The sequence below is a fragment of the Clostridium sediminicola genome, from assembly GCF_050402865.1.
In the GTDB taxonomy this organism is placed as follows: domain Bacteria; phylum Bacillota; class Clostridia; order Clostridiales; family Clostridiaceae; genus Clostridium_AF; species Clostridium_AF sediminicola.
Genome location: NZ_BAABMF010000002.1, coordinates 356,262 through 380,513, shown reverse-complemented (window position 1 = coordinate 380,513; position 24,252 = coordinate 356,262). Strand labels below are relative to the sequence as shown.

At 30.4% G+C, this 24,252-nt stretch carries 17 protein-coding genes and 1 other annotated feature; of the genes, 13 read left to right on the top strand and 4 right to left on the bottom strand.

Going from position 1 to position 24,252, the window contains the following annotated elements:
- Nucleotides 1–6 precede the first annotated feature (6 nt).
- Nucleotides 7–849: an Mrp/NBP35 family ATP-binding protein gene (locus tag ACQ3F0_RS05650; protein ID WP_428864174.1), complete on the top strand. Its 843-nt coding sequence runs from the start codon at nucleotides 7–9 to the stop codon at nucleotides 847–849.
- Nucleotides 850–1,183: 334 nt separating this feature from the next.
- Here ACQ3F0_RS05650 and ACQ3F0_RS05645 read toward each other — a convergent pair whose 3' ends face one another.
- Entirely contained in the window at nucleotides 1,184–1,735 is a 552-nt protein-coding gene (locus ACQ3F0_RS05645) for a class D sortase (protein WP_428864173.1), read from the bottom strand.
- Nucleotides 1,736–1,924: 189 nt separating this feature from the next.
- Entirely contained in the window at nucleotides 1,925–3,766 is a 1,842-nt protein-coding gene (gene asnB / locus ACQ3F0_RS05640; RefSeq protein WP_428864172.1) for an asparagine synthase (glutamine-hydrolyzing), read from the bottom strand.
- A gap of 349 nt (nucleotides 3,767–4,115) precedes the next feature.
- Nucleotides 4,116–4,365 (top strand) — a binding site (T-box leader).
- A 243-nt stretch (nucleotides 4,366–4,608) separates the two neighbouring features.
- Here asnB and aspS point away from each other — a divergent pair.
- The 4 genes from aspS (at nucleotide 4,609) to gatB (ending at nucleotide 9,260) form a co-directional block, all read left to right on the top strand.
- Entirely contained in the window at nucleotides 4,609–5,895 is a 1,287-nt protein-coding gene (gene aspS, locus ACQ3F0_RS05635; RefSeq protein ID WP_428864171.1) for an aspartate--tRNA(Asn) ligase, read from the top strand.
- Between the two features lie 22 nt (nucleotides 5,896–5,917).
- Nucleotides 5,918–6,202 carry an Asp-tRNA(Asn)/Glu-tRNA(Gln) amidotransferase subunit GatC gene (gatC, locus tag ACQ3F0_RS05630; protein ID WP_428864170.1) on the top strand — a complete coding sequence of 95 codons (285 nt, stop codon included), beginning with the start codon at nucleotides 5,918–5,920 and terminating at the stop codon, nucleotides 6,200–6,202.
- Between the two features lie 157 nt (nucleotides 6,203–6,359).
- Nucleotides 6,360–7,808, top strand: coding sequence for an Asp-tRNA(Asn)/Glu-tRNA(Gln) amidotransferase subunit GatA (gatA, locus tag ACQ3F0_RS05625; protein ID WP_428864169.1), 1,449 nt, complete (start codon nucleotides 6,360–6,362; stop codon nucleotides 7,806–7,808).
- A gap of 12 nt (nucleotides 7,809–7,820) precedes the next feature.
- Nucleotides 7,821–9,260: an Asp-tRNA(Asn)/Glu-tRNA(Gln) amidotransferase subunit GatB gene (gene gatB, locus ACQ3F0_RS05620; RefSeq protein WP_428864168.1), complete on the top strand. Its 1,440-nt coding sequence runs from the start codon at nucleotides 7,821–7,823 to the stop codon at nucleotides 9,258–9,260.
- A gap of 132 nt (nucleotides 9,261–9,392) precedes the next feature.
- Here the strand turns inward: gatB and ACQ3F0_RS05615 are convergent, their stop codons facing one another.
- A complete protein-coding gene (locus ACQ3F0_RS05615; RefSeq protein WP_428864167.1) occupies nucleotides 9,393–10,559 on the bottom strand; it encodes an aspartate aminotransferase family protein in 1,167 nt (388 codons plus the stop codon).
- Nucleotides 10,560–10,745: 186 nt separating this feature from the next.
- On the opposite strand from ACQ3F0_RS05615, the gene argC reads away from it, so the two are divergent.
- From argC to ACQ3F0_RS05600, 3 genes are all read left to right on the top strand, one after another.
- The gene (gene argC, locus ACQ3F0_RS05610; protein WP_428864166.1) at nucleotides 10,746–11,783 is read left to right on the top strand and encodes an N-acetyl-gamma-glutamyl-phosphate reductase; all 1,038 of its coding nucleotides are present in this window, start codon (nucleotides 10,746–10,748) and stop codon (nucleotides 11,781–11,783) included.
- Between the two features lie 33 nt (nucleotides 11,784–11,816).
- Nucleotides 11,817–13,034, top strand: a complete 1,218-nt coding sequence (gene argJ, locus ACQ3F0_RS05605; RefSeq protein ID WP_428864164.1) for a bifunctional glutamate N-acetyltransferase/amino-acid acetyltransferase ArgJ — start codon at nucleotides 11,817–11,819, stop codon at nucleotides 13,032–13,034.
- A gap of 89 nt (nucleotides 13,035–13,123) precedes the next feature.
- Nucleotides 13,124–13,726 (top strand): glycerol-3-phosphate acyltransferase, encoded by a 603-nt coding sequence (locus ACQ3F0_RS05600; protein WP_428864372.1) that lies wholly within the window; start codon nucleotides 13,124–13,126, stop codon nucleotides 13,724–13,726.
- 54 nt (nucleotides 13,727–13,780) lie between these two features.
- Here ACQ3F0_RS05600 and ACQ3F0_RS05595 read toward each other — a convergent pair whose 3' ends face one another.
- Nucleotides 13,781–17,218, bottom strand: a complete 3,438-nt coding sequence (locus ACQ3F0_RS05595; RefSeq protein ID WP_428864163.1) for a pyruvate carboxylase — start codon at nucleotides 17,216–17,218, stop codon at nucleotides 13,781–13,783.
- 419 nt (nucleotides 17,219–17,637) lie between these two features.
- Here ACQ3F0_RS05595 and nrdD point away from each other — a divergent pair, with 419 nt between their 5' ends.
- The 5 genes from nrdD to hydG all read left to right on the top strand — a co-directional run bounded on the left by nrdD (nucleotide 17,638) and on the right by hydG (nucleotide 24,141).
- Nucleotides 17,638–19,770, top strand: coding sequence for an anaerobic ribonucleoside-triphosphate reductase (gene nrdD, locus ACQ3F0_RS05590; protein ID WP_428864162.1), 2,133 nt, complete (start codon nucleotides 17,638–17,640; stop codon nucleotides 19,768–19,770).
- 231 nt (nucleotides 19,771–20,001) lie between these two features.
- Nucleotides 20,002–20,517 carry an anaerobic ribonucleoside-triphosphate reductase activating protein gene (gene nrdG, locus ACQ3F0_RS05585; protein WP_428864161.1) on the top strand — a complete coding sequence of 172 codons (516 nt, stop codon included), beginning with the start codon at nucleotides 20,002–20,004 and terminating at the stop codon, nucleotides 20,515–20,517.
- A gap of 207 nt (nucleotides 20,518–20,724) precedes the next feature.
- The gene (locus ACQ3F0_RS05580; RefSeq protein WP_428864160.1) at nucleotides 20,725–21,270 is read left to right on the top strand and encodes an NADH peroxidase; all 546 of its coding nucleotides are present in this window, start codon (nucleotides 20,725–20,727) and stop codon (nucleotides 21,268–21,270) included.
- A gap of 441 nt (nucleotides 21,271–21,711) precedes the next feature.
- The gene (gene hydE / locus ACQ3F0_RS05575; RefSeq protein WP_428864159.1) at nucleotides 21,712–22,758 is read left to right on the top strand and encodes a [FeFe] hydrogenase H-cluster radical SAM maturase HydE; all 1,047 of its coding nucleotides are present in this window, start codon (nucleotides 21,712–21,714) and stop codon (nucleotides 22,756–22,758) included.
- A gap of 3 nt (nucleotides 22,759–22,761) precedes the next feature.
- Complete coding sequence (gene hydG, locus ACQ3F0_RS05570) at nucleotides 22,762–24,141, top strand: [FeFe] hydrogenase H-cluster radical SAM maturase HydG (RefSeq protein ID WP_428864158.1); 1,380 nt, start codon at nucleotides 22,762–22,764, stop codon at nucleotides 24,139–24,141.
- The last annotated feature ends 111 nt before the right edge of the window (nucleotides 24,142–24,252 follow it).

The following is a 24,252-nucleotide window of genomic DNA, read 5'->3' as shown; positions in this document are numbered from 1 at the left end:
TAAAAAATGAGTAATTGTGAAACTTGTCCAAGTAAAGGTTCTTGTAATGAAGAATCTTGTGGAAAAACACTTCCTAAGTTCGGAAACATAAAAAATATAATTGGAGTTATTAGTGGTAAAGGGGGAGTAGGAAAATCTACTGTTACTGGTATATTAGCTATTCAACTTGCAAAAATGGGATACAAAGTTGGAGTATTAGATGCTGATATAACAGGACCATCTATGCCTAGAATTTTTGCTGTAAATGAGGAAAGAGCGAAAATGGAGCCTATTGATGGACAGGAACAGGCTGTTAGATTATTTCCTGTTGAATCTTCTTTAGGAATAAAAATTATGTCTTTAAATTTACTTATGGAAAAAGAAGATCATCCAGTAATTTGGAGAGGACCTATGATAACAGGGGTATTGAACCAAATGTATGCTGACTCAGAGTGGGGAGAATTAGATTACCTTTTAATCGATATGCCACCAGGAACGGGAGATATAGCATTAACTGTAATGCAAACAATACCACTTAGTGGGATGGTTGTTGTTTCTACACCTCAAGATATGGTTTCTATGATAGTAAAAAAAGTTATTTATATGGTTGAAAAGTTAAATATCAAATTATTAGGTACAGTTGAGAATATGTCATATGTGCAGTGTGGAAAGTGCGGAGAAAGAATAAAGATATTTAGTAAAAAGTCAGCAAGTGAGCATGCAGAATATCTTGGAATACCATTATTAGAAGAAATGCCTATAGACCTTGAATTGGTAGATAGTTTAGAGAATGGTAAATTTGAAGACTATATAAAACAATCAGATACATACGAAACATTAATTGAGAATACACTTAATAGATTAAGGTAAAATATATGAACACGTTACTTGTAGTAGCGTGTTTTTGTATTTTACCTTAATATTATTTCAAAAAATATGTAATTATTAAGTTATTATTTGCTAGTTATCCACAAATCTGTTGATAAAGCTGTGGATTGTGTGTGTTAATCATGTTAGTTAAAGAATATTAATCCACAGTTAAAGTATAATCCAAACATAGATTGAAGTAATATAAATATATATTTACAAATAAAACCATATATCATTTTAGATGTGAATTTGATGAATGATATTTTATAAATTAGGGAGAAATTATTAACATTGTCCACAAGTTTGTGGATAAAATGTGGATAAAATATATTAATTACTGAACCAAAGTTCCTTTAACAATTAACCGATGTGTAGCAACTCTTATTGGAGTGCAGGTAACAAGTGTAATTGTAGCCTGTTCTGTAGAATCAAGGACTGAAACTTCTTTAGGGTCAACGATTCTTATGTTATCTATTTTATATGTGAATTTGCCATTTAAGGTTGTTACAATGATAGGAACGCCTATTTTCACTTCGTTCAACCGGTTAAAATATTTGTTATAGGTATAATTTCTATGGCCTGCTACTGCAAAATTCCCACTATCTCCAGGCGTTACTGTGTTAGGAAAATAACCTAAAGCATATTTTAGTGTAGACATATCTATACCTTCACCAATAGTTACTTCTAAATCTATTTTAGGAATTGACATGATTCCAATAGTATCTATAGGCAAATTAACCGTTTTTGGGTCAATTATTGAGTCATTATTAGTAACATTATCAACATTCTTGATAAGATCATCTTCTGTACTATAAATATTTTCATCATCACAATTTTCTAAACTATCTTTAAGTTCATTTAATTCCTTTTGAAAATTTTTGAGCATAGTATTTTGCTTATTGATTGAAGAAATTCGTATGTAAAAAGCAATTGAAACTAGTATTATAAGTTAGTACTTTTAACTAATAATTAATGCATTGCTAGAAATGTAGAAGATATGTTATTTTAGCAATGCATTAATATTTGAAAATTACTAGAAGTCAATTTTTATTATAATTTATAAAGCGAATACAATTTAAAAACCGATTTGAACATTGTATTCCTTTAACCAGATATTTATGCCTATTAAATAAGCAATTAATTGAGGGCCAGTCATAAGTTGTCCAAACCAAGGGAGTTTATAAGAACTTCCTCCTGTTGTAACTAAGCGAGTTACTTCATCGATATCTATTAAGTCTAATATTGGCGAAGATTTATCTTTTAGTATAGAATTCATTTTTTGCTGTACTATTCGTGTATATTTTGGATTATGAGTTTTTGGATAAGGACTCTTCTTTCTATTTGTGATTTCCTTAGGAAGAATATCTTCCATAGCTTTTCTTAAGATGCCTTTTTCTCGTCCATTGTAAAATTTAATACTAGATGGAATATTAAAAGCATATTGAACTAATCTATAGTCGGCAAAAGGAACTCTAGCCTCCAAACTATTAGACATACTCATTCTATCTTTTCTATTTAAAAGTGTGACCATAAACCATTTTATATTTAAATAAAACATTTCTCGTAATTTATATTCTAAATTAGATTCATTTTCTAAATGAGGAACATCTGCGATGGTTTTTTTGTACTGCTCAAATGAATAATCTTCAATATCAATTTTTTTTAAATCAGAACATAATAATTTTTTTCTATCATTAAGAGATTTGTACCAAGGGAAACCATTATTAAATAAATCATTATTATTAGTATACCAAGGATATCCTCCAAAAATTTCATCAGCACATTCACCAGATAATGCAACAGTATGTCTTTTTCTTACTTCTCTACAAAATAAATAAAGAGAAGAATCAATGTCAGCCATACCCGGTAAATCATTTGCTCTTATTGAGTCTATTAAACTATCTGCTAAATCCTTATTGTTATTTATAATGGTGTGATGGGTACTTCCAATAAATTTCGACATTTCTAAAGCATAGTAGTTATCTGAAGTAGGTTGATACTTGTTGGATTTAAAAAATTGTTCATTATCCTCATATTCTATAGAGTATGTGTGTAGAGTTTTTCCTCTTTCTTTAAAATTTTTTGATGCAATAGCAGAGATAATGCTTGAGTCTAAACCGCCTGATAAGAAAGTACATACGGGAACGTCAGCTACTAATTGTTTATTTATTGCATCAGACAATAATTCTTTTAAATGTTCAGCGGTAGTTTCAACATCTTCCCTATGTTCTTCGCATGTTGGCTTCCAATAAGTTTTTAATGTTAGCTTATCTTTATTGAAGATTAAGTAAGAAGCTGGGGGAATCTCATATATTCCTTTAAAAATTGCACTACCTAATACTCTGGCAGGACCTAATGAAAAAATTTGAGTAAGCCCTTCTTTATCCACAACTGCATCTATAGATGGGTGTGAAAGAATTGCTTTCAGTTCAGAACCAAAGACAAATGAATTATTTTTAATTGTATAGAATAAAGGTTTAACTCCTAAATGATCTCTTGCCATAAAAAGTTCTTTTTCTTTTTCATCCCAAATTGCAAAAGCAAATATTCCATTAATGTGTTCAAGACATAATTTTCCCCAATGGGTATAAGCTTTTAATAATACTTCTGTATCTGAATATGATTGAAAATTATAACCTACATCTATCAACTCTTTTCGTACATCCTCTGTATTGTATAATTCTCCGTTATAGACAATGGTATATTCTGAATGAAATTTACAATAAACCATGGGTTGAGTTCCACCAACAGGATCTACTATAACTAAACGTCGATGACCTAGTAATGCGTTTTGAGATAAATAATATCCAAAATCATCTGGGCCTCTTTTGGATAATGTATTTGTCATTTTTATAAGCACATCTTTTTGTGTAGCTAAGTTATTATTAAGGTCTATCCAACCGCAAATACCACACATTTATATCACTCCTTTTTAGTTTCATTACATCATATATTAATTTATGTTTTATAAATTAGAGTTGTTACTTATAGTAAAACATGTTTTATGATTGACAATATCCAAAGAGTTATATATAATAATTAAAACTCAATGAAAGTAAGCGAGATATAAAGCTAACTAATAATTGTTCAAAAAAGCTCGCGGTGATTTGATAATTATGCATGAAATAAGAAAAAAATATAATAATTAATCAATTATATGATAAAAAACGTATTAAATTATTAATGAAATATAAAATTTACTATTGATTTATTTATAGAATGAGTTTATAATAAATACAAATCAAGCAAAAATAAATATAGTTTATTAAAAAGCAGTGACGAGGAGAGTAACTATTACAAGCAATCACAGCGAGTTAAGGACAGTGTAAGCTTAACATTGAGAATAATAGTGAAGAACACCTTTGAGTAGCTAACCGAAATTCGAAAGAAGAGTAGACTTAGACGGATGTCCACCGTTATATGGAATAGGTATAAGTTAAATATTATTTAACCGTACTGAAATATGAGTGAGCGAAAGCTAACTAGGGTGGTACCGCGAATATATTCGTCCCTATACAATGATTACATTGTATAGGGACTTTTTAATTACATAGGAAAGTATAACTTCCTATGTAATTAAAAATGAAGGGGTGCAGGGAAGTATTCCCCGCTTCTTTCAGGATGGTGCTCAGATGCGATAGCATCGTCGAAGGGAACCTAAGGTTCCATAGCGAAGCGGCCTTGTTGCCTTTTTAATACATTTTTGTAATTATTGATAAGAGGATTATAGACAAATAAAAGTATTAGGAGGGTATATAAATGGAAAGAATTTTTGTGAAAGATATTAAAGTAACCGATAAGAAGATTATTGTTAGAGGATGGATTCATAATATTGTTAATTTAGGAAAAGTGAACTTTATAAAATTAAGAGATAAAACAGGGATAATTCAATTAGTTGTAGAAGAAGATAAAATAAAAGGCTTAAGGAATGAAATGTCTATTGAGGTTTCAGGTACAGTAGAAAAAAATGAGAAGGCACCTTCAGGCATAGAGATGCAGGTAGATGATTTAAAAGTTTTAGGAAAAACTTATTATGATGTTTTACCTTTTGCAATAAACAGAGGTAAAATAAAATCAAAGTTAGATGTACAACTAGATAACAGAAGTATTAGTCTTAGAAAACCAACTAAAAGAGCTATATTTAAAATTCAAGAAGAAATAGAAGAAGGATTTAGAACATTTTTAAGATCTAAGAGCTTTTCTCAAATTCATTCACCTAAAATTATTGATTCTGCAACTGAGGGTGGAAGTGAGATGTTCACTGTTGATTTCTATAATAATAGAGCTTTTTTGGCACAAAGTCCTCAATTTTATAAGCAGATGATGGTAGGTGCAGGTTTTGAGAGGGTTTATGAAGTAGGGCATGCTTACAGAGCAGAACTTCATAATACATGGAGACATTTAAGTGAGTATGTTAGTCTTGATGTTGAAATGGGATTTATAAAAGATGAAGAAGAGTTAATGGACTTAGAAGAATCAATGTTAAGCTATATATTTACTCATTTAAAGGATACTTGTAAAGAACAACTTGAAATGTATAATATAGAATTACCATCAGAATTAAAGATTCCAAGAATTACATTAAAAGAAGCACAGGATATATTATTAGAAAAATTCAGCAAACAATCTCCTCCAGGAAACCTTGATGGAGAGGGTGAAAAATTATTTTCTAAATATGTTAAAGATGAGTATGGTTGTGATTTTGTTTTCTTAACTGAATATCCAATTTCAAAAAGACCTATGTATACAATGCCTCATGAAAGCAAAGAAGGTGTTACTAGAAGTTTTGATCTAATATATAAAGGATTAGAGATAACAACAGGAGGACAGAGAATTCATGATTATGAAATGCTCCTGGGAAATATAAAGAAATTTGGATTAAAGCCTGAAAACTTTACTTTTTACACTGATACATTTAAGTTTGGAATGCCTCCGCACGGAGGATTTGCCATAGGACTTGAAAGAATTACAATGAAAATATTAGACCTTGATAATATCAGAGAAGCAACATTATTACCAAGAGATATAAAAAGGCTTGTACCATAACAAAAGGAAGGAGAAATTAACTATGAAAATTAAACCAGAACAGGTTAAGTATATTGCAAAACTTGCAAAGTTAAGATTTAATGAAGAAGAAATAGAGAAATTAGCAGGAGAATTTGAGGCAATATTAGGTCATTTTAAAACTATTGATAATGTGAATTTAGATGATATTGATATAAATAAATTTGAAGATGTAAATACTGAATTTAGAAAAGATGAACCTACAGTTTTTGAAGATAAAAAGAAGTTATTCCAAAATGTTAAGTCAATGAGAGATACAAGTATTCAAGTTCCAAAAGTAATTGAATAAATAAGGGTTATAAATGAAGTTTGGCAATGGATTGTATATAGAGATTCCAGTTCAACTATTAATTTATACGTGTCCAAAACTCGTTGAAACGGCGAGATTTTGATACAAGTATAAATTAAATTTCACAATGGATTCTCTTAAGATAGGAGGAGTAAGAATGAGCGCAGTTGAGATGACGGCTTTAGATATAAGAAATGGTATTTTAAAAGGTGAATTTACTAGCGAAGAAGTAGTAAAACAATACTTTGGTAGTATAAAAGAAAAAGATAAATCAATTAATGCATTTTTAACTTTATGTGAAGAAAATGCAGTTAAAAAGGCAAGGGAAGTTGATAGTAGAATTGCAAAAGGTGAAAAGGTAGGTAAACTTGCAGGAGTACCAATAGCGATAAAAGATAATATTTGTACAGATGGGATTAGAACTACATGCGCTTCAAGAATGTTAGAAGATTTTATACCTTCTTATGATGCTACGGTGATAAAAAAGCTCAAGGATGAAGATGCAGTCATTATTGGTAAACTAAATATGGATGAATTTGCTATGGGTTCTTCTAATGAAAATTCAGCGTTCATGAAAACAAAAAATCCATGGGATTTAGAAAGAGTTCCAGGTGGATCATCAGGTGGTTCGGCAGCGGTAGTTGCTAGCAAAATGGCACCAATCTCATTAGGATCTGATACTGGTGGGTCTATAAGACAACCAGCGGCGTTTTGTGGAGTTATAGGATTTAAACCTACCTATGGACTGGTTTCAAGATTTGGGCTTATAGCTTTTGGATCTTCTTTAGATCAGATAGGTCCTTTTGCAAAAACTGTTGATGATTGTGCACTTTGTCTAGAAGTTATTCAAGGAAGTGATAAACTAGATAATACATCTAGTAAAACAGCTGAGTATCCAACTTATTTAGATAAAATAGATTCTGGTATAAAAGGCATGAAAATTGGAGTTCCTAAAGAGTTCTTTGGAGAAGGTTTAGACGAAGAAATAAAAAGTTCCATAATGGAGGCTATTGAAAAGTTTAAAGAATTAGGCGCTAAGGTAGAAGAAATATCATTACCGATAACAGAGCAAGGATTGTCTGCATATTACCTTATTTCATCGGCTGAAGCTAGTTCAAATTTAGCTAGATATGATGGGGTAAGATATGGCCATAGAACAGAGAAATTTGAAGATGTATATGATATGATGGAAAAGAGTAGAACAGAAGGTTTTGGTAAAGAAGTTAAGAGAAGAATTATGCTTGGAACTTATGCATTATCTTCAGGTTACTATGATGCTTATTATAAAAGAGCAATGAAATTAAAGAAGAAAATAAAGATGCAATTTAAAGAAGTCTTTGAAAAATATGATTTAATATTATCCCCAACATCACCTATATTACCATTTAAAATTGGAGAAAAAACTGAAGATCCATTAGAAATGTATTTGGCTGATGTCTACACAGTTAATATAAATCTAGCGGGAATACCTGCTATATCTATTCCTTGTGGGAAAAGTCAATCAGGATTACCAATAGGATTACAAATTATAGGACCACATTTTGGAGAAGAAAAAATATTTAAAGCTGCGAAAGCTTATGAAAATAAAAGAGGAAGTCTAAAATAAGGAGGGGTTAAGATGAGTTATGAAACTATTATAGGTTTGGAGATACATGCTGAACTTCATACAAAAACTAAAATATTCTGTAATTGTTCCACAGAGTTTGGTGCAGAGCCAAATGCGAATACTTGCCCCATTTGTTTAGGGCTTCCAGGAACTTTACCTGTAATGAATGAGGAAGTAGTAAATCTAGCAGTGAAAGCAGGCAAAGCTATTGGTTGTGAAATAAATCAATTAAATAAAATGGATAGAAAAAATTACTTCTACCCCGATTTACCAAAAGCATATCAAATATCTCAATTTGATTTACCTATTTGTAGAGAGGGATTAGTAGAGATAGAAACAGAAGAGGGCAAAAAATCTATAAGAATAAATAGAATTCATATGGAAGAAGATGCCGGTAAATTAGTTCATATGGAATATGAACCATATACTCTAATAGATTATAATAGAGTAGGAGTTCCTTTAATTGAAATTGTAACAGAGCCAGATTTAAGATCTGTGGAGGAAGCCGTTGCTTTTTTAAGAACCTTAAAAGGAATATTAGAATATGCAGGAATTTCAGATTGTAAGATGGAACAAGGTTCTTTGAGGTGTGATGCTAATATTTCCATGAGAAAAGTAGGAGATGAAAAGTTAAACACAAGAGTTGAGCTAAAAAATATTAACTCTTTCAAGGAACTTCAGAAGGCATTAGAAAAAGAACAAAAGAGACAGTTAGAATTATATACATACGGAGAAGAACATAAAATTGTTCAAGAAACTAGACGTTGGGATAGCGGTAAAGGTAAAACAATATCTATGAGGGGTAAAGAGGAAGCTCATGATTATAGATATTTTCCGGAACCAGATATAATTCCTATAGTTGTAAAGGATGAAATTATCGAAAATGCAGTAAAATCTATGCCTGAATTACCTGAAGCTAAAAAAGAAAGGCTTAAAAAGGAATTTAAGATTAGTAATAAAGAAGTTGATATTTTAGTGGCAGATAAACCTCTCGTTGAATATTTTGAAGAGCTGATAGAATACGGTTGTGAAGCAAAGAGTGCTTGTAATTGGATTTTAGGTGACGTATCAAGAGTTTTAAAAGAAGAAAGAATAACTGCGGATAAATTCATGATATCTCCATTAAGATTAAATAAACTTATAGGATTAATAACTGAGGGTAAAATAAGCAATACAGCTGCTAAATCAGTTTTTGAGGAAATGTTAAAAACTGATAAAGAGGCAGAAGAGATAGTTAAAGAAAAAGGATTAACTCAGATAAGTTCAACTGATGCAATTGAACCATTAATAGATGAAGTTATCAAAAAAAATCCAAATGTTGTTCAGCAATATAAGGAAGGAAAAGTTCAAGTTAAAGGATTTTTAGTTGGTCAAATTATGAAAGCAACTAAAGGTAAAGCTAATCCCGGAATGGTTGCTAAGTTATTAACTGAAAAATTAGAGGCAATTTAATATAATATTTTTTTTAGAGAATCCAATAAAGAAAGTGGTTATGGTAAAAGTTATCAAAAAATAGAAACACTATCCTTTATAAAAAAAGGATAGTGTTCCCTATTTTGGGGAAAATATATAATGATGAAGAAATTAGCTAAGACTAATTAAAGCTTTTTCAAACAATAAAACAGCTTTATCTAATTCTTCATAATTAACATTTAATGGAGGTAAAAATCTAAGTGTATTTTTACCAGCAGTTACAACTAATAAACCATTGGAAAAACATTCTTTCATCAATTTTTTAGGATCAACATTTATATCTACTCCTATAAGCAATCCCATTCCTCTAATATCTTTAATTTGAGAATACTTTAATTTCAAATTAGTAAGTTTATTTATCAAATAATTACTTTTTTCATCAATAGAAGCAATTATACCTCCGTCAATCAATTCTTTTAAAACAGTACATGATACAGAGCAACAAAGTGGATTTCCACCAAAAGTTGTACCATGATCTCCTGGTTCAAGGACATCAGCTCTTTTATTAGTTAGCATAGAACCTATAGGCACTCCCCCACCTAAAGCTTTAGCAATACAAACTACATCGGGAGAAACTCCTAGCTTTTGATGAGCAAATAATGAACCAGTTCTACCTATTCCACATTGAACTTCATCAAAGATTAATAGTGAATCATATTTATTGCATAAATCTCTTGATTTTTGTAAAAATTTTATTTCGGCAGGAAGAATTCCACCTTCCCCTTGAATTGGTTCCATTATAACAGCGCATACATTATTGTTAAAAGCTGATTCTAATGCATCTATATCGTTAAAATCAATAGAAATAGTATTTCCAATTAAAGGTTTGAAAGTTTCTTGATATTTAGGTTGTCCTGTAACAGAAAGTGCACCCATAGTTCTTCCGTGGAAAGAATTATTCATATATATTATTGTGCTTTTATTTTCATAGCCCTTTTTTATGCTGTATTTTCTTGATAATTTAAGTGCTGCTTCAACAGCTTCTGTTCCTGTATTACAAAAGAAAGCTTTATCAAAGCTACTATTTTCACAAAGTATTTCAGCTAATTCTAATTGAGGTTTGTTCCAATAATAATTTGAAACATGTATCAATTTTTCGCTTTGTTCTTTTATAGTTTTAATTATAGAAGGATGACTATGGCCTAAGCAGTTTACAGCTATTCCTGAAACGAAATCTAAATATTTATTTCCTTTATCGTCGTATAACCATGTACCTTCTCCTTTTTCAAAACTTACATCAAATCTACCGTAAGTATTCATAACGTAATTTATAGCCATTTTTACCTCCTTCTAATCATATATCTCCATGGATATGTATAATTATACTATAAAAAGTTTATATATACAATAGAAATAAATGAAAAACTTAAAAAAATAAAAAAAGCAAATAAATTTATATACAAAGCATTGAATAAATATTCATTATTATGTATAATAATTTTAAAACTTTTAAGAGGTGAGTATATGGTTAAAGTTGGAGTGTTTGGTTCGACTGGCTATGCAGGGCAACAGTTAATTTGGTTTTTGAAAAATCATGATAGGGTAAAAGTTGAATTTTTGTCATCTAACACTTATGCAGAATATAATTATGAGGATATATATCAGAACTATATCGATATTTTAAATATTAATTGTATAAATATAAATGAAGCAATAAATAGGATAAAAGATGTAGATATAATATTTTTAGCATTACCACATGGAAAATCATTTGACATAGTAAAAAAGGCAATTGAGTGTAATACTAAAGTTATTGACTTAGGTGCAGACTATAGATTAAAAGATGTAAATACTTATGAAAAGTGGTACGGTGTAGAACACAAGGCTAGTGAGTTAATACCAAATTTTATATATGGATTATGTGAAATAAATAGGGAACAAATAAAAGAATTTGACTTAATTGCTAATCCAGGATGCTTTACAACTGCAAGTATTTTAGCCATGTACCCTTTGGTAAAAGAAAATATTATAAAAAAAGATAGTATTATTATAGACGCTAAATCTGGAGTATCAGGAGCAGGAAGAGGATTAAAAACAGCATCTTTATTCTCAGAGTGTAATGAATCAATAAAGGCGTATGGGGTAGCAAATCATAGACATACACCTGAAATTGAACAGACGTTGTCTTCTGCATGTGGAGAAGATATAATATTAAACTTTACTCCACATCTTATACCAATGAATAGAGGGATTTTAGCAACATGCTATGCAAATCTCAACAAGGATTACTTAGAAGAAGATATCAAAGTAGTGTTTGAAAAATATTACGGTAAAGAATATTTTATAAGATTAATTAATGAATTGCCACAGACTAAGAATGTTAAGGGTAGCAATTATTGTGATATTGCTTTTAAACTAGATAAAAGAACAAATAGAATTATCGTTATATCGGCTATAGACAATTTAGTTAAAGGTGCTGCAGGTCAAGCAGTGCAAAATATGAATATTATCATGGGATATGAAGAGAAGATGGGAATTGACTTCATTCCTAATATTTTATAAAGATTTGTTAAATTAAAAAAGGGGGAAAGGGTTATGAAAATTATACAAGGAAATTTTTCTGATAATGTTAAAGGGTTTAAAACAGCTGGAATTGCAGTAGGATTCAAGAAAAGTGGTAAAAAAGATTTAGCAATGATATATAGTGAATCTAATGCTGTATCAGCTGCTACTTTTACAAAAAACAAAGCAAAAGCTGCACCTGTGCTTATAAATATGGAATATATTAAAAATGATATAACGAAGGCGGTAGTTATAAATAGTGGTCAGGCAAATGCATGCACGGGAGAAAAGGGATATGAAGATGCTCTACAGATTGCAAAACTAACAGCTAAAGAATTAAATCTAAAGCCGGAAGAAGTTCTTCAGGCATCAACTGGAGTTATTGGTATACCAATACCAATGGATAAGATGGAAAATGGGATTAAAGATATAACTAAAATGCTTAGCTATACTGGAGGGGAAGCAGCATCGACTGCTATAATGACAACAGATATTGTTAAGAAAGTTGTATCAGTAAATATAGAACTAAATGGAAAAAAAGTTGGCATTAGTGGAATGGCTAAAGGATCAGGAATGATTCATCCTAATATGGCTACTATGTTAAGTTTTGTAGTTACGGATGCTAATATTTCTAAGGATATGCTAAATAAAATTTTGAAAGATAGTATTGAAGATTCATATAATATGATTTCTGTAGATGGAGATACTAGTACAAATGATATGGTTATAGCATTAGCTAATGGTATGGCAGAAAATCTTGTTATTGATAATGAAAATAAAGAATTTTTGATAATAAAAGAAGCATTTGATTATGTAAATAAAGAACTAGCCAAAAAGATAGCAAGAGATGGTGAGGGAGCTACTAAGTTATTTCAAACTAAAGTTATAGGTGCAAACAATGAATCAGATGCAAAAAAATGTGCTAAATCAGTTGTATCATCAAATCTTGTGAAATGTGCTATGTTTGGTAGCGATGCTAATTGGGGAAGGGTAATTTGTGCATTAGGATATTCCGATGCTGATTTCGATCCATATAAAGTGGATTTACATTTTGAAAGTTCTGCAGGAAAAGTTCAAGTTGCAGAAAAGGGCATGATGATAGCTTATGATGAAGAAAAAGCTAAAGCTGTATTAGATGAGGATACAATAACTGTATTAGTAAATTTGAATAGTGGTGAATCAGAAGCAATAGCTTGGGGCTGTGATTTGACGTATAAATATGTAGAAATTAATGGAGAATATAGAACTTAAGCACTAAATAATACACATCTTTAATGTTGAAAATATAGCAATTATATTATAAAGTATAGTTATATATGTAGAAAGGATGTGTATTAGTGATGCCATTTTTATTTGCAGCAATTTTAGGTTATTTTCTTGGTTGTTTTCAAACGGCTTTCGTTTTAGGTAAGTTTATAGGTAAGATTGATATAAGAGATAAGGGCAGTAATAATGCAGGAGCATCAAATGTTACCATAGTAATGGGTTGGAAGTATGGAGTTTTGACGGCGTTAGTTGATATTTTAAAAGCAATAGTAGCTGTACTTATTATAAAATGGTTGTTTCCAAACTCTGATTACTTATATTTTGTATCAGGATTCTTTGCTATTATAGGGCATATATTTCCTTTTTACCTTAAATTTAAAGGGGGGAAAGGTACTGCTTCAATAATTGGAATGGCATTAGCTATTGATTTTAAAATTGCAGCTATTTTGATAGCGACAATAATTATAGTAACTATCTTAACGGATTATATTGCAATTGGAACTTTAGCAATAGTTATTATTTGGCCTATAGCTAAATATGTTGCAGGGTACTCTATTGCTGGTGTGGGTATACTATGTATTATTGCAGTTATATCAATTTATAAACATTTAGCTAATTATAAAAGAATTATAAATAAAGAAGAGACTGGACTCAGATCTCTTTTTAATAAGAATTAATTAAAATTTAGATGATAAGAGCATATATCTTTTGGAGATATATGCTCTTACTTTTTATTTATTATCTATTTTCATTAATAGTTCTCCAGATTTAACCTGTTGAGCTTCTTTAACTAAGACTTTACCTACTTTACCTGATGTTGATGCAGTAATATTAGTTTCCATTTTCATTGCCTCAATAACTAATAAGGTTTGATTTTCTTTTACTTCATCACCTTCATTTACAAGTACTTTTAGAACTGTTCCAGGTATACTAGATCCTATCTCTAAAGGATTATCTGGATCAGCATATTGAGTCTCTACAGATTCTATTGTAGATTTAGATGTAGTATCTTTTACTTTTAGTTCACGTCTATTACCGTTAACTTCAAAAATAAGAGTTCTAAATCCTTCTGAATTAACTTTAGTAACTTGCAATAGTTTCAATATAAGAGTTTTTCCCTCTTTTATTTTTATTTGACAAGTTTCCCCTTCAGCTAATCCATGGAAGTATATATCGCTTCCCACAGTGCTTAAATCTCCATGTTCTTTGATATACTCAAGATATTTTGAGTATACATCCGGATACAATGCATAGCTAAGAACATCTTTTGAGGTTGGCTCTATACCATATTTATCTGACAGTAGAGTTTCAATTTCATCGAAATTCTCATCTGGTAATAATTCACCAGGTCTACATGTGATTGGTTCTTCACCCTTAAGCACAATCTTTTGAAGATCTTCAGGGAAACCACCCTCAGGCTGACCCATCATACCTTTAAAATATGCAACAACTGAATCTGGGAAAGCTAAGTCTTTTCCTTTTGTTAATATATTTTCTGATGTAAGATCGTTTTGAACCATGAATATTGCTAGGTCTCCAACCATTTTAGATGAAGGAGTTACTTTAACAATATCCCCTACCAAATTATTTACAGTTTTGAACATTTCTTTTACTTCATTAAATCTATGACCAAGACCAAAACTTTCAACTTGTGGCTTTAGATTTGAATATTGACCACCTGGAATTTCATATCTATATATTTCTGTAGTACCTGATTTAAGATCTGATTCAAATTGTTCATATACAGGACGTACTGCAGTCCAATAATCAGATATTTTTTGTATTCCTTTTAAATCCATGCCAGTGGCACGCTTAGTGTGTTCAAGTGCAGCAACAACAGAGTTAAGAGCTGGTTGACTTGTTAGTCCTGACATACTATTTATTGCTGTATCAGCTATATCTACGCCGGCTTCAGCAGCCATAATTACAGTTGCAACTCCATTACCTGTTGTATCATGTGTATGCAAATGTATTGGTATTGATATTTCATCTTTTAATGCTTTAATTAGTTTGTATGCAGCATAAGGCTTAAGTAGAGCAGACATATCTTTTATTCCTAGAATATGTGCCCCCATTTTTTCTAATTCTTTTGCTTTATCCACATAATATTGAAGAGAATACTTATCTTTACTAGTATCCAATATATCTCCAGTATAGCAAATACATCCTTCAGCTATTTTATTGTTTTTTAATACTTGATCAATTGTTACTTCCATACCTTTTAACCAGTTTAATGAATCAAAAATTCTAAATACATCAATTCCAGATTTTGAAGATTGATCAATTAATGAACGAATAACATTGTCAGGATAATTCTTATAACCAACACCATTAGAACCTCTAATTAGCATTTGGAATAATATATTAGGCATTTTCTCTCGTAATTTTTCCAATCTATCCCATGGAGACTCTTTTAAAAATCTATATGCTACATCAAAAGTAGCACCGCCCCACATTTCAACAGAGAAGAGGTCTTTAGCAATATGTGAAGTTGATTTAGCAACTTTTAACATGTCAATTGATCTCATTCTAGTTGCCATTAATGATTGATGAGCATCTCTCATAGTTGTATCAGTAAGTAATAGTTTTTCCTGAGATTTTACCCAGTTAACTAAAGCTTCTGGTCCTTGTTCATCAAGTATTTGTTTTGTTCCACTTAAATTTACTATATTAGAAACTTTAGGAACTTTAGGAATATCAAAATCTCTTTTTATTCCATGAGTTTCATTAACAACTTTTTCACCTATATATTTAAGTATATTGTACTCATAGTCAGTTTTTGGTGATATATCAAATAGTTCAGGATTTTCTGCAATAAAGTTAGTAGTACATTCACCTTTAGCAAAAGTAGGATGATTTAGCACGTTTATTAAGAAGTCCATATTTGTTTTAACACCAGAAATTTTACACTCTTTAATAGCACGTAGAACTTTTCTAACAGCGTCATCAAAGCTTCTTGCCCATGATGTAGTTTTAACTAGTAAACTATCATAATAAGGGCTTATTTCAGCACCAGTAAATCCATTTCCGCCATCAAGACGAATTCCAAAGCCTGAGCCAGTTCTATAAACATCAATTTTACCAGTATCAGGTGCAAATTGATTTGAAGGGTCTTCAGTAGTTACACGACATTGTATTGAATATCCGTGAATGGATATTGATTCTTGATTAGGGATACCTACTTCTTTTGAATCTAAAGAATATCCTTCAGCAATGAGAATTTGGCTTTGAACGATATCTATTCCAGTAACCATTTCAGAAACTGTATGCTCTACTTGAATTCTTGGATTCATCTCGATAAAATAATGATCACCATTTTTATCAACTAAGAATTCTAAAGTACCTGCACTTTTGTAGTTAACGTGTCGTGCAATTTTCAAAGCATCGTTACATATTTTGTCTCTTTGTTCGTCTGTGAGATTTAAAGCAGGTGTAAATTCTATTACTTTTTGATGCCTTCTTTGGATTGAGCAGTCTCTCTCATAAAGATGTACGATATTACCATATTTATCACCTAGAATTTGTACTTCAATATGTTTAGGACTTTCTAAATATTTTTCTATAAATATATCATCAATACCGAAAGCTTTTTTTGCCTCATTTTTAGCGCTTATAAATGAAGATATAAGTTCTTCTTCATTTCTTACTATTCGCATACCTCTTCCGCCGCCGCCAGCTGCAGCTTTTAACATTACTGGATATCCACATTCTTTAGCAAATTGAACCGCGTCTTCATTAGATGAAACTGGTTTTTCAACTCCTGGAATAGTAGGTACATCAACAGCTTTAGCAACTATTTTCGATTTTATTTTATCTCCAAGATGTTCCATCATTACAGAATCAGGACCGATAAACTCAATTCCTGCTTCTGCACATTTTCTTGCAAATTCAGGATTTTCAGAAAGAAATCCATAACCTGGATGGATTGCATCTACACCTTTTTTTATTGCTAGACTAATTATTTCATCAATATTAAGATAAGCTTCTATTGGACCTTTATTTTTTCCTATTTGGTAAGCTTCATCTGCTTTTGTTCTAAATAAAGAGAACTTATCTTCTTCTGAATAAATGGCAACAGTTCTAATGCCCAATTCAGAACATGCTCTGAAAATTCTTATTGCAATTTCGCCCCTGTTTGCAACTAGAATTCTCTTAAATTTTTTCAACATTCTTTTCACCCCTTTTTAATAAATATGAAGTTTTGCAAAAAACAAAAATTCAGAAATTCAATGATATAATTATATATTACATGATTTATTATTTCAATTGAATAATTCGAAAAAATGACTTGCATACTAATTAATTTGCATATAAAAAGGCTAGTAAATACTTACTATCTGAAATTAATTTTATAATTTATGACTTTTGCTATTTGAAAAATGTATATCCAATTAAGGTTAATACATAAAATGTAAAAAAAGGGATTGGATTTGTCAACATCTAGTTTTGGGTAAAAAACTCTAATATTTTTAGATTTCGTTACTATTTTAAATCTATCTTTTTAAAATAGTTAAATTCTAAATTGATTTATATTTATTTGTGAAGTATAATATCACAGTACTATATATTGTGGTTAGGAGGGTGCTCAATGCTATATGTTGTGAAACGTGATGGCAGAAAGGTTCCATTTCATTCAGTGAAAATAACCAATGCTATTAAAGGTGCTGCTGATGAAATAGGATATGATTTAAAAGAGAGTTATGCTATTGAAATAACTCAAAAGGTAATGAAGCAAATTGAGGAAAGTAAAACAGAAGAGGTATCCGTAGAGGAAATACAAAATGTTGTCCAAGACACTTTACTAAGAAATGATTTTAGACTAATAGGAGAAACATATTCAAATTATCGAGTTGAGAGAACAAAGATTAGAGAATTAAAATCAAATCTGATGAATGCTATTGAGAAAATAGGGATTGAAACGGATAGGGATAATGCTAATGTGGGGAATAACTTTAGTTCTAAACTGTTAAGAATTGCAAGTGAATCAAATAAATGGCACAATTTAGCTATGATGCCTAAACATTTAGCAAAAGCTCATGAAAATGGAGACATATATTACCATGACTTAGATAGCTACAATTTGACTACAAATTGTTTAAATATAGAGACAGGAAAAATTTTAGAAAGAGGTTTTAATACAGGATATGGTACTATTAAGCCGCCAAAAAGAATAGGAAGTGCTGCTGAGTTATCTTGTATTCTTATGCAAAGTTCTCAAAATGATATGTTTGGAGGCCAATCCCATGTAGATTTTGAGAATGATATGGCTCATTTTGTTAAGCTGACTAGGGAAGAAATACAAGATGAGATTAAAAAGATGTTAAAAGAGGTCGAATCAGATATTGATGAAGATTCTTTTAATAAGCTTGTGGAAAACAAATTAGAAAAAGAGGTTAGGCAAGCAATGCAAGGTATTGTATATAATTTAAATACAATGCATTCGAGAGCAGGAAGCCAGGTACCATTCAGCTCAATTAATATAGGGATACCTAGAGATGAAGATGCTGCTTTGATTTGTAAGATTTTTCTTGAAGAATATGAAAAGGGATTAGGTAAAGGCGAGCAACCAATATTTCCAAATATAATTTTTAGGGTAAAAAAAGGTGTTAATAGAGAAGAAGAAGATAAATATTATTATTTGTATGAATTAGCATGTAGAGTAGCAGCTAAAAGAATGAATCCGATGTTTATGAATTTGGATGCAGACTTTAATCTTAAGATGTACAATGAAGGCGTTGTTGCTGCAACTATGGGGTGTAGAACATATATTATGTCAAATATAAATGGAGAACCTGGTCCAGAGGGAAGAGGTAATATTGCACCTACCACAATTAACTTACCGAGATTAGGGATACTTGCTAAGGGGAATGAGGATAAATTCTTTGAATTATTACTAAGTAGATTAACTTTAGCTAGAGAATCTTTGCTTCATAGATACAGTGTTCTCAAAAACTTAAAGGTGAAAGATTTACCTTTCGTAGCAGGTCAAGGGTTAATGAGAGGATCTGAAGGCTTAGGAGATAATGATAGCATTGAGCCAATTTTAAAACAAGGTACATATGCTATAGGTTTCATAGGATTAGCTGAAACACTTATAGCTTTAACAGGTAAGCATCATGGAGAGGATCAAAAATCTTATGAATTAGGTTTGAAGATATTACAATATGTTAGAGATTTTTGTGATAAGTATAAAGAAGAAGATAAATTAAATTGGTCTTGTTACGCTACTCCAGCTGAAGGTCTATCAGGAAGGTTTATTTTACAAGATAGAAGTGTTTTTGGAAATGTTAAAGGAGTAACGGATAAAGATTATTATACTAATAGTTATCACGTACCTGTAGGACATCAAATATCAATAAAAGATAAAATTGATATTGAATCTAAGTTCCATTCATTATGTAATGCAGGACATATAACCTATATAGAGCTAGATGGATATCCGTCTAAGGAAGCTGTAAAATCTATAATAGATTATGCTTATAAAAAAACAAATATAAGCTATATGGGTATTAATTTCCATATGAAGTATTGTAAGGACTGTGGTGCTAGAGTAGAAGCTGATGAAAACACTTGTCCAAAATGTGGAAGCTCAAATATACAAGGAATATCTAGAGTTACTGGATATTTATCATTAGATGAGAGATTTGGAGCAGGAAAAGTAGCAGAAAGAGCAGATAGAATTTCACACACTGAAAATCATAATAAAAACTACAACGTATAGGAAAAGGCGAAATGGGATTCATTTCGCCTTTTTTATAAATTGCGAAGAAAAGCGCTTGGCAATTTATAGTTAAAAGTTAAAAGTTAAGAGTTGTGGGTACCTTTCGCAAGCGAAAGCTTTTGATTATATAAAAGATAAATAATTTCTTTTGCATAGCAAAAGTTCATTAACTCTTCACTAATCTGTTTCGTATTTTATTTCTAGTAATAAGTTAATGAAAGGGGTATCACTATGAATAACAAAAAATATGTTAGATTATCAGGAATTATATATGAAAGTATGGTAAATGGTACAGGAATAAGAAGAGTTATTTTTGCACAAGGATGTATACATAATTGTAAAGGATGTTTTAATCCAGAAACACATCCTCTACAAGGTGGCGAATTAGTAGATATGAATCAGCTAATCGAAGATGTTGTTTCTAACCCTATGCTTACTGGAGTTACTTTTTCAGGAGGAGATCCTTTTGAACAAGCTAAGGAATTTGCATATATAGCAAGAGAAATTAAAAACTCAGGAAAGGATATATGGTGTTATACGGGATATACATTTGAAGATATTATTAAAAATTTAAAAATAAGAGAAGGTTGGGAAGAATTATTATATAATATCGATGTTTTAATTGATGGAAAGTTTGAAAAGGAAAAAATTGATAAAAAAATTAAATATAGAGGGTCCACTAATCAAAGAATAATTGATGTTAAAAATAGCTTAAATGAGGGAAAGGTTTTAGAAAAAGAGATTTAATGTATCTTATATTCTAAATGTATAGTAAATTATTGAAATCAAGAGAAAATAAAAGGATTATAAGTATAATTGACTTAAATTAACTTTTAAGGCTAAATAGCATGTTGAATTATTTTTAACTATAATGTATATTTATATATGTAGTCGATAATAATTATTAAATAATAAATAATATTAATTTAGAATATAAATCAGGAGGAATTTAATATGAAAAAGTTTATTTGTACAATTTGCGGTTATGTTCACGAAGGAGAAGAAGCACCAGAAGTATGTCCTCAATGTAAAGCTCCAAAAGAAAAATTTGTAGAGAAGACTGACGAAGAACTAACTTGGGCTGATGAGCATAGAATTGGAGTTGCTAAAGATGTAGATCCAAGAGTTGTAGAAGATTTGAGACAAAACTTTATGGGAGAATGTACAGAAGTAGGAATGTACTTAGCTATGAGTAGGCAAGCAGATAGAGAAGGTTTCCCAGAGGTTGCTGAAGCATACAAGAGAATTGCTTTTGAAGAAGCAGAACATGCTGCTAAATTTGCTGAATTATTAGGAGAAGTTGTTACAGATAGTACTCAAAAGAATTTACAACTGAGAGTAGATGCTGAGCATGGAGCTTGTGCAGGTAAAAAAGATTTAGCTACTCTTGCTAAAAAATTAAACTATGATGCTATTCATGATACTGTACATGAAATGTGTAAAGATGAAGCTCGTCATGGTGCAGCATTTAAAGGGTTATTAGACAGATACTTTAAATAAAACTAAATGGCTTCCCATAATGGGAAGCCATTTAGTTTTATTTAGTTGTTAACATTAGGATGATATTAAGCAACGATAAAAAATGTGAATTATTACAACTTGACATTGAAGTTTGGTTTTGATAAAATTTTAACAAAACACTCAAATATTTAGACTTAACTGTTTTCGTATTTGTTTAACAATAGTAATTACCTAACAGAAAAGAGTTTCTAATCTGAAAGGAAATTAGATATATGGATATTTCTAAACTTTCTCATTAAGTGAGATTAGTGTAGATTTCGCGTAAACTCTAACTTTCCTTTTGGGAAAGTTTTTTATTTTAGGGATCGTAAAAAAATAACTTCCACTATATTGCCATCAAAAATTGCAGAAACATCAATATTTTGATGACAAAAGTGGAGAATAATTTTTTAGCCGACCCTTAAGAGGAGGATTATCTAAATGAAGAATTTAATTGATAAACTTTATAAAAATAATAATTTACCAAAAGATAAATTATTATTGCTACTAGATAATATAACTAATGAAGATAAAAATTACCTTTTTGAGATGTCCTTAAAGACAAAGGAAAGATTTTATGGCGATAAAATATATATGAGAGGGCTTATTGAATTTACTAATTATTGCAAAAGAAATTGTGCATATTGTGGAATACGAGCAGAAAACAATAAAGCTGATAGGTATAGGCTCACAGTCAACCAAATAATGGAATGTTGTGCTATGGGAGAAAAGTTAGGATATAAGACTTTTGTACTTCAAGGTGGAGAAGATTCATTTTATACAGATGATAAAATTGTTGAAATAATAAAAGCAATAAAAAGTGAATTCAAAGAAGCTGCTGTTACATTATCTATTGGAGAGAAAAGTTTTGAAACTTATAAGAAATTTTATGATGCAGGAGCAGATAGATATTTATTAAGACATGAAACTGCATCTAGAGAATTATATAAAAAACATCATCCTCATATGGATTTTGATAATAGACGAAGGTGTTTAAAAGATTTGAAGAAAATAGGCTATCAAGTTGGTGCAGGTTTTATGGTTGGACTTCCAGGTGTAACAAATAAGGATTACGTAGAAGATTTAATATTTTTGAAAGAGCTCTCACCTCATATGATAGGGGTAGGACCTTTTATTTCTCATAAAGATACACCTCTTTGTAACGAAGAGAATGGTACTATTGAAAAAACATTAGTGTTACTGTCTATTATAAGGTTGTTACTACCTACAGTATTATTACCTTCTACTACTGCTATGGGCTCTTTGGATTCAAAAGGTAGAGAAAAGGCCTTAAAAGTAGGAGCGAATGTTGTTATGCCTAATTTATCACCTACTAATGTAAGAGAAAAATATTCTTTATATGACGGAAAGATTTGTACTGGAGATGAGGCAGCACACTGTAGAAAATGCATAGAAGGAAGAATAAATAGTGCTGGTTTTTCAGTTGATATGTCAAGAGGAGATTATATAGATTGGAGGAGGAAATAAATTATGTTTATAGACCACAAATATATTGAAGATTTGCTGATTAAAGCTGAAACTGCAACAAAAGACGATGTACAAAAAGTACTTGAAAAGGCAAAGAAAAGAAAAGGGTTATCGCCAGAAGAGGTTGCTGTATTATTACAAATTAAAGATGAGGATCAAACCAAAGAAATGTTCCATATTGCCGGTGAAATAAAACAAAGTATATATGGAAATAGAGTAGTAGTATTTGCGCCACTATATGTAAGTAATTACTGTGTCAATAATTGCACCTATTGTGGGTATAAAAGAGATAATAAGTTTCCAAGAAGAAAACTTACAAGAGATGAAATTCAACAAGAAGTAAAACTTCTTGAAAAAATGGGTCACAAGAGAATCGCATTTGAAGCTGGAGAAGATCCTGTTAATTGTGACATGGATTATATTTTAGATGCTATTGATGCTATATATTCTACTGAAAATAAAAAAGGAGCAATTAGAAGAATAAACGTAAACATTGCTGCTACTACGGTAGAAAATTATAAAAGACTAAAAGATGCTCAGATTGGAACTTATATTTTGTTTCAAGAAACTTATTACAAGCCAATTTACGAAGAAATACATCCTAAATCATTAAAAGGAGATTATGAATACCATCTTACAGCATTTGATAGGGCTATGGAAGCTGGAATTGATGATGTTGGTGGAGGTGTATTATTTGGGCTCGCAGAAGCTAAGTTTGAAGTGATGGCACTTATGTTACATAATATCCATCTTGAAAAGAAATTTGGGGTTGGATTCCATACAATATCTGTTCCTAGGTTAAAAGCTGCTGAAGGAGTAGATTTTGAAAAATTTCCTCATATAATAGATGATGATATGTTCAAAAAAATTGTAACAATTATTAGACTTGCTGTTCCTTACGTAGGAATAATATTATCGACTAGGGAAACAGCTGATATGAGAAGAGAATTATTAAAGCATGGAGTTTCTCAAATTAGTGCTGGTTCATGTACAGGGGTAGGTGGTTATAAAGAACAAGAATTATTAGGAAAGAAAGTAGATCAATTTAGTATAGAAGATCACAGAAGCCCACTTGAAATATTGAAAGAATTAATAGATGAAGGTCATGTACCAAGTTATTGTACAGCTTGCTATAGAAAAGGAAGAACAGGAGATAGATTTATGAGTTTGGCAAAATCGGGCCAAATTCAAAATGTATGTCACCCAAATGCTTTGATGACATTAATGGAATTTGTTTTAGATTATGGAGATGAAGAACTTTATAATAAAGGAGAAAAATTTATAGTTGAAGAAATAAAAAAGATAGAGAGAGATGATATTAGAAGTTTAGTTGAGAACAATTTGAAAAAATTAAAAAATGGAGAACGAGATTTATATATTTAATGTTTTAGCGGCTATGTTTTAATAACATAGCTATTTTTCTAATTTATTGTGGTATAATTTTTTTAGGACAAGTATTATTTATTTACCTCAAAATGGTAATAATCATAGATA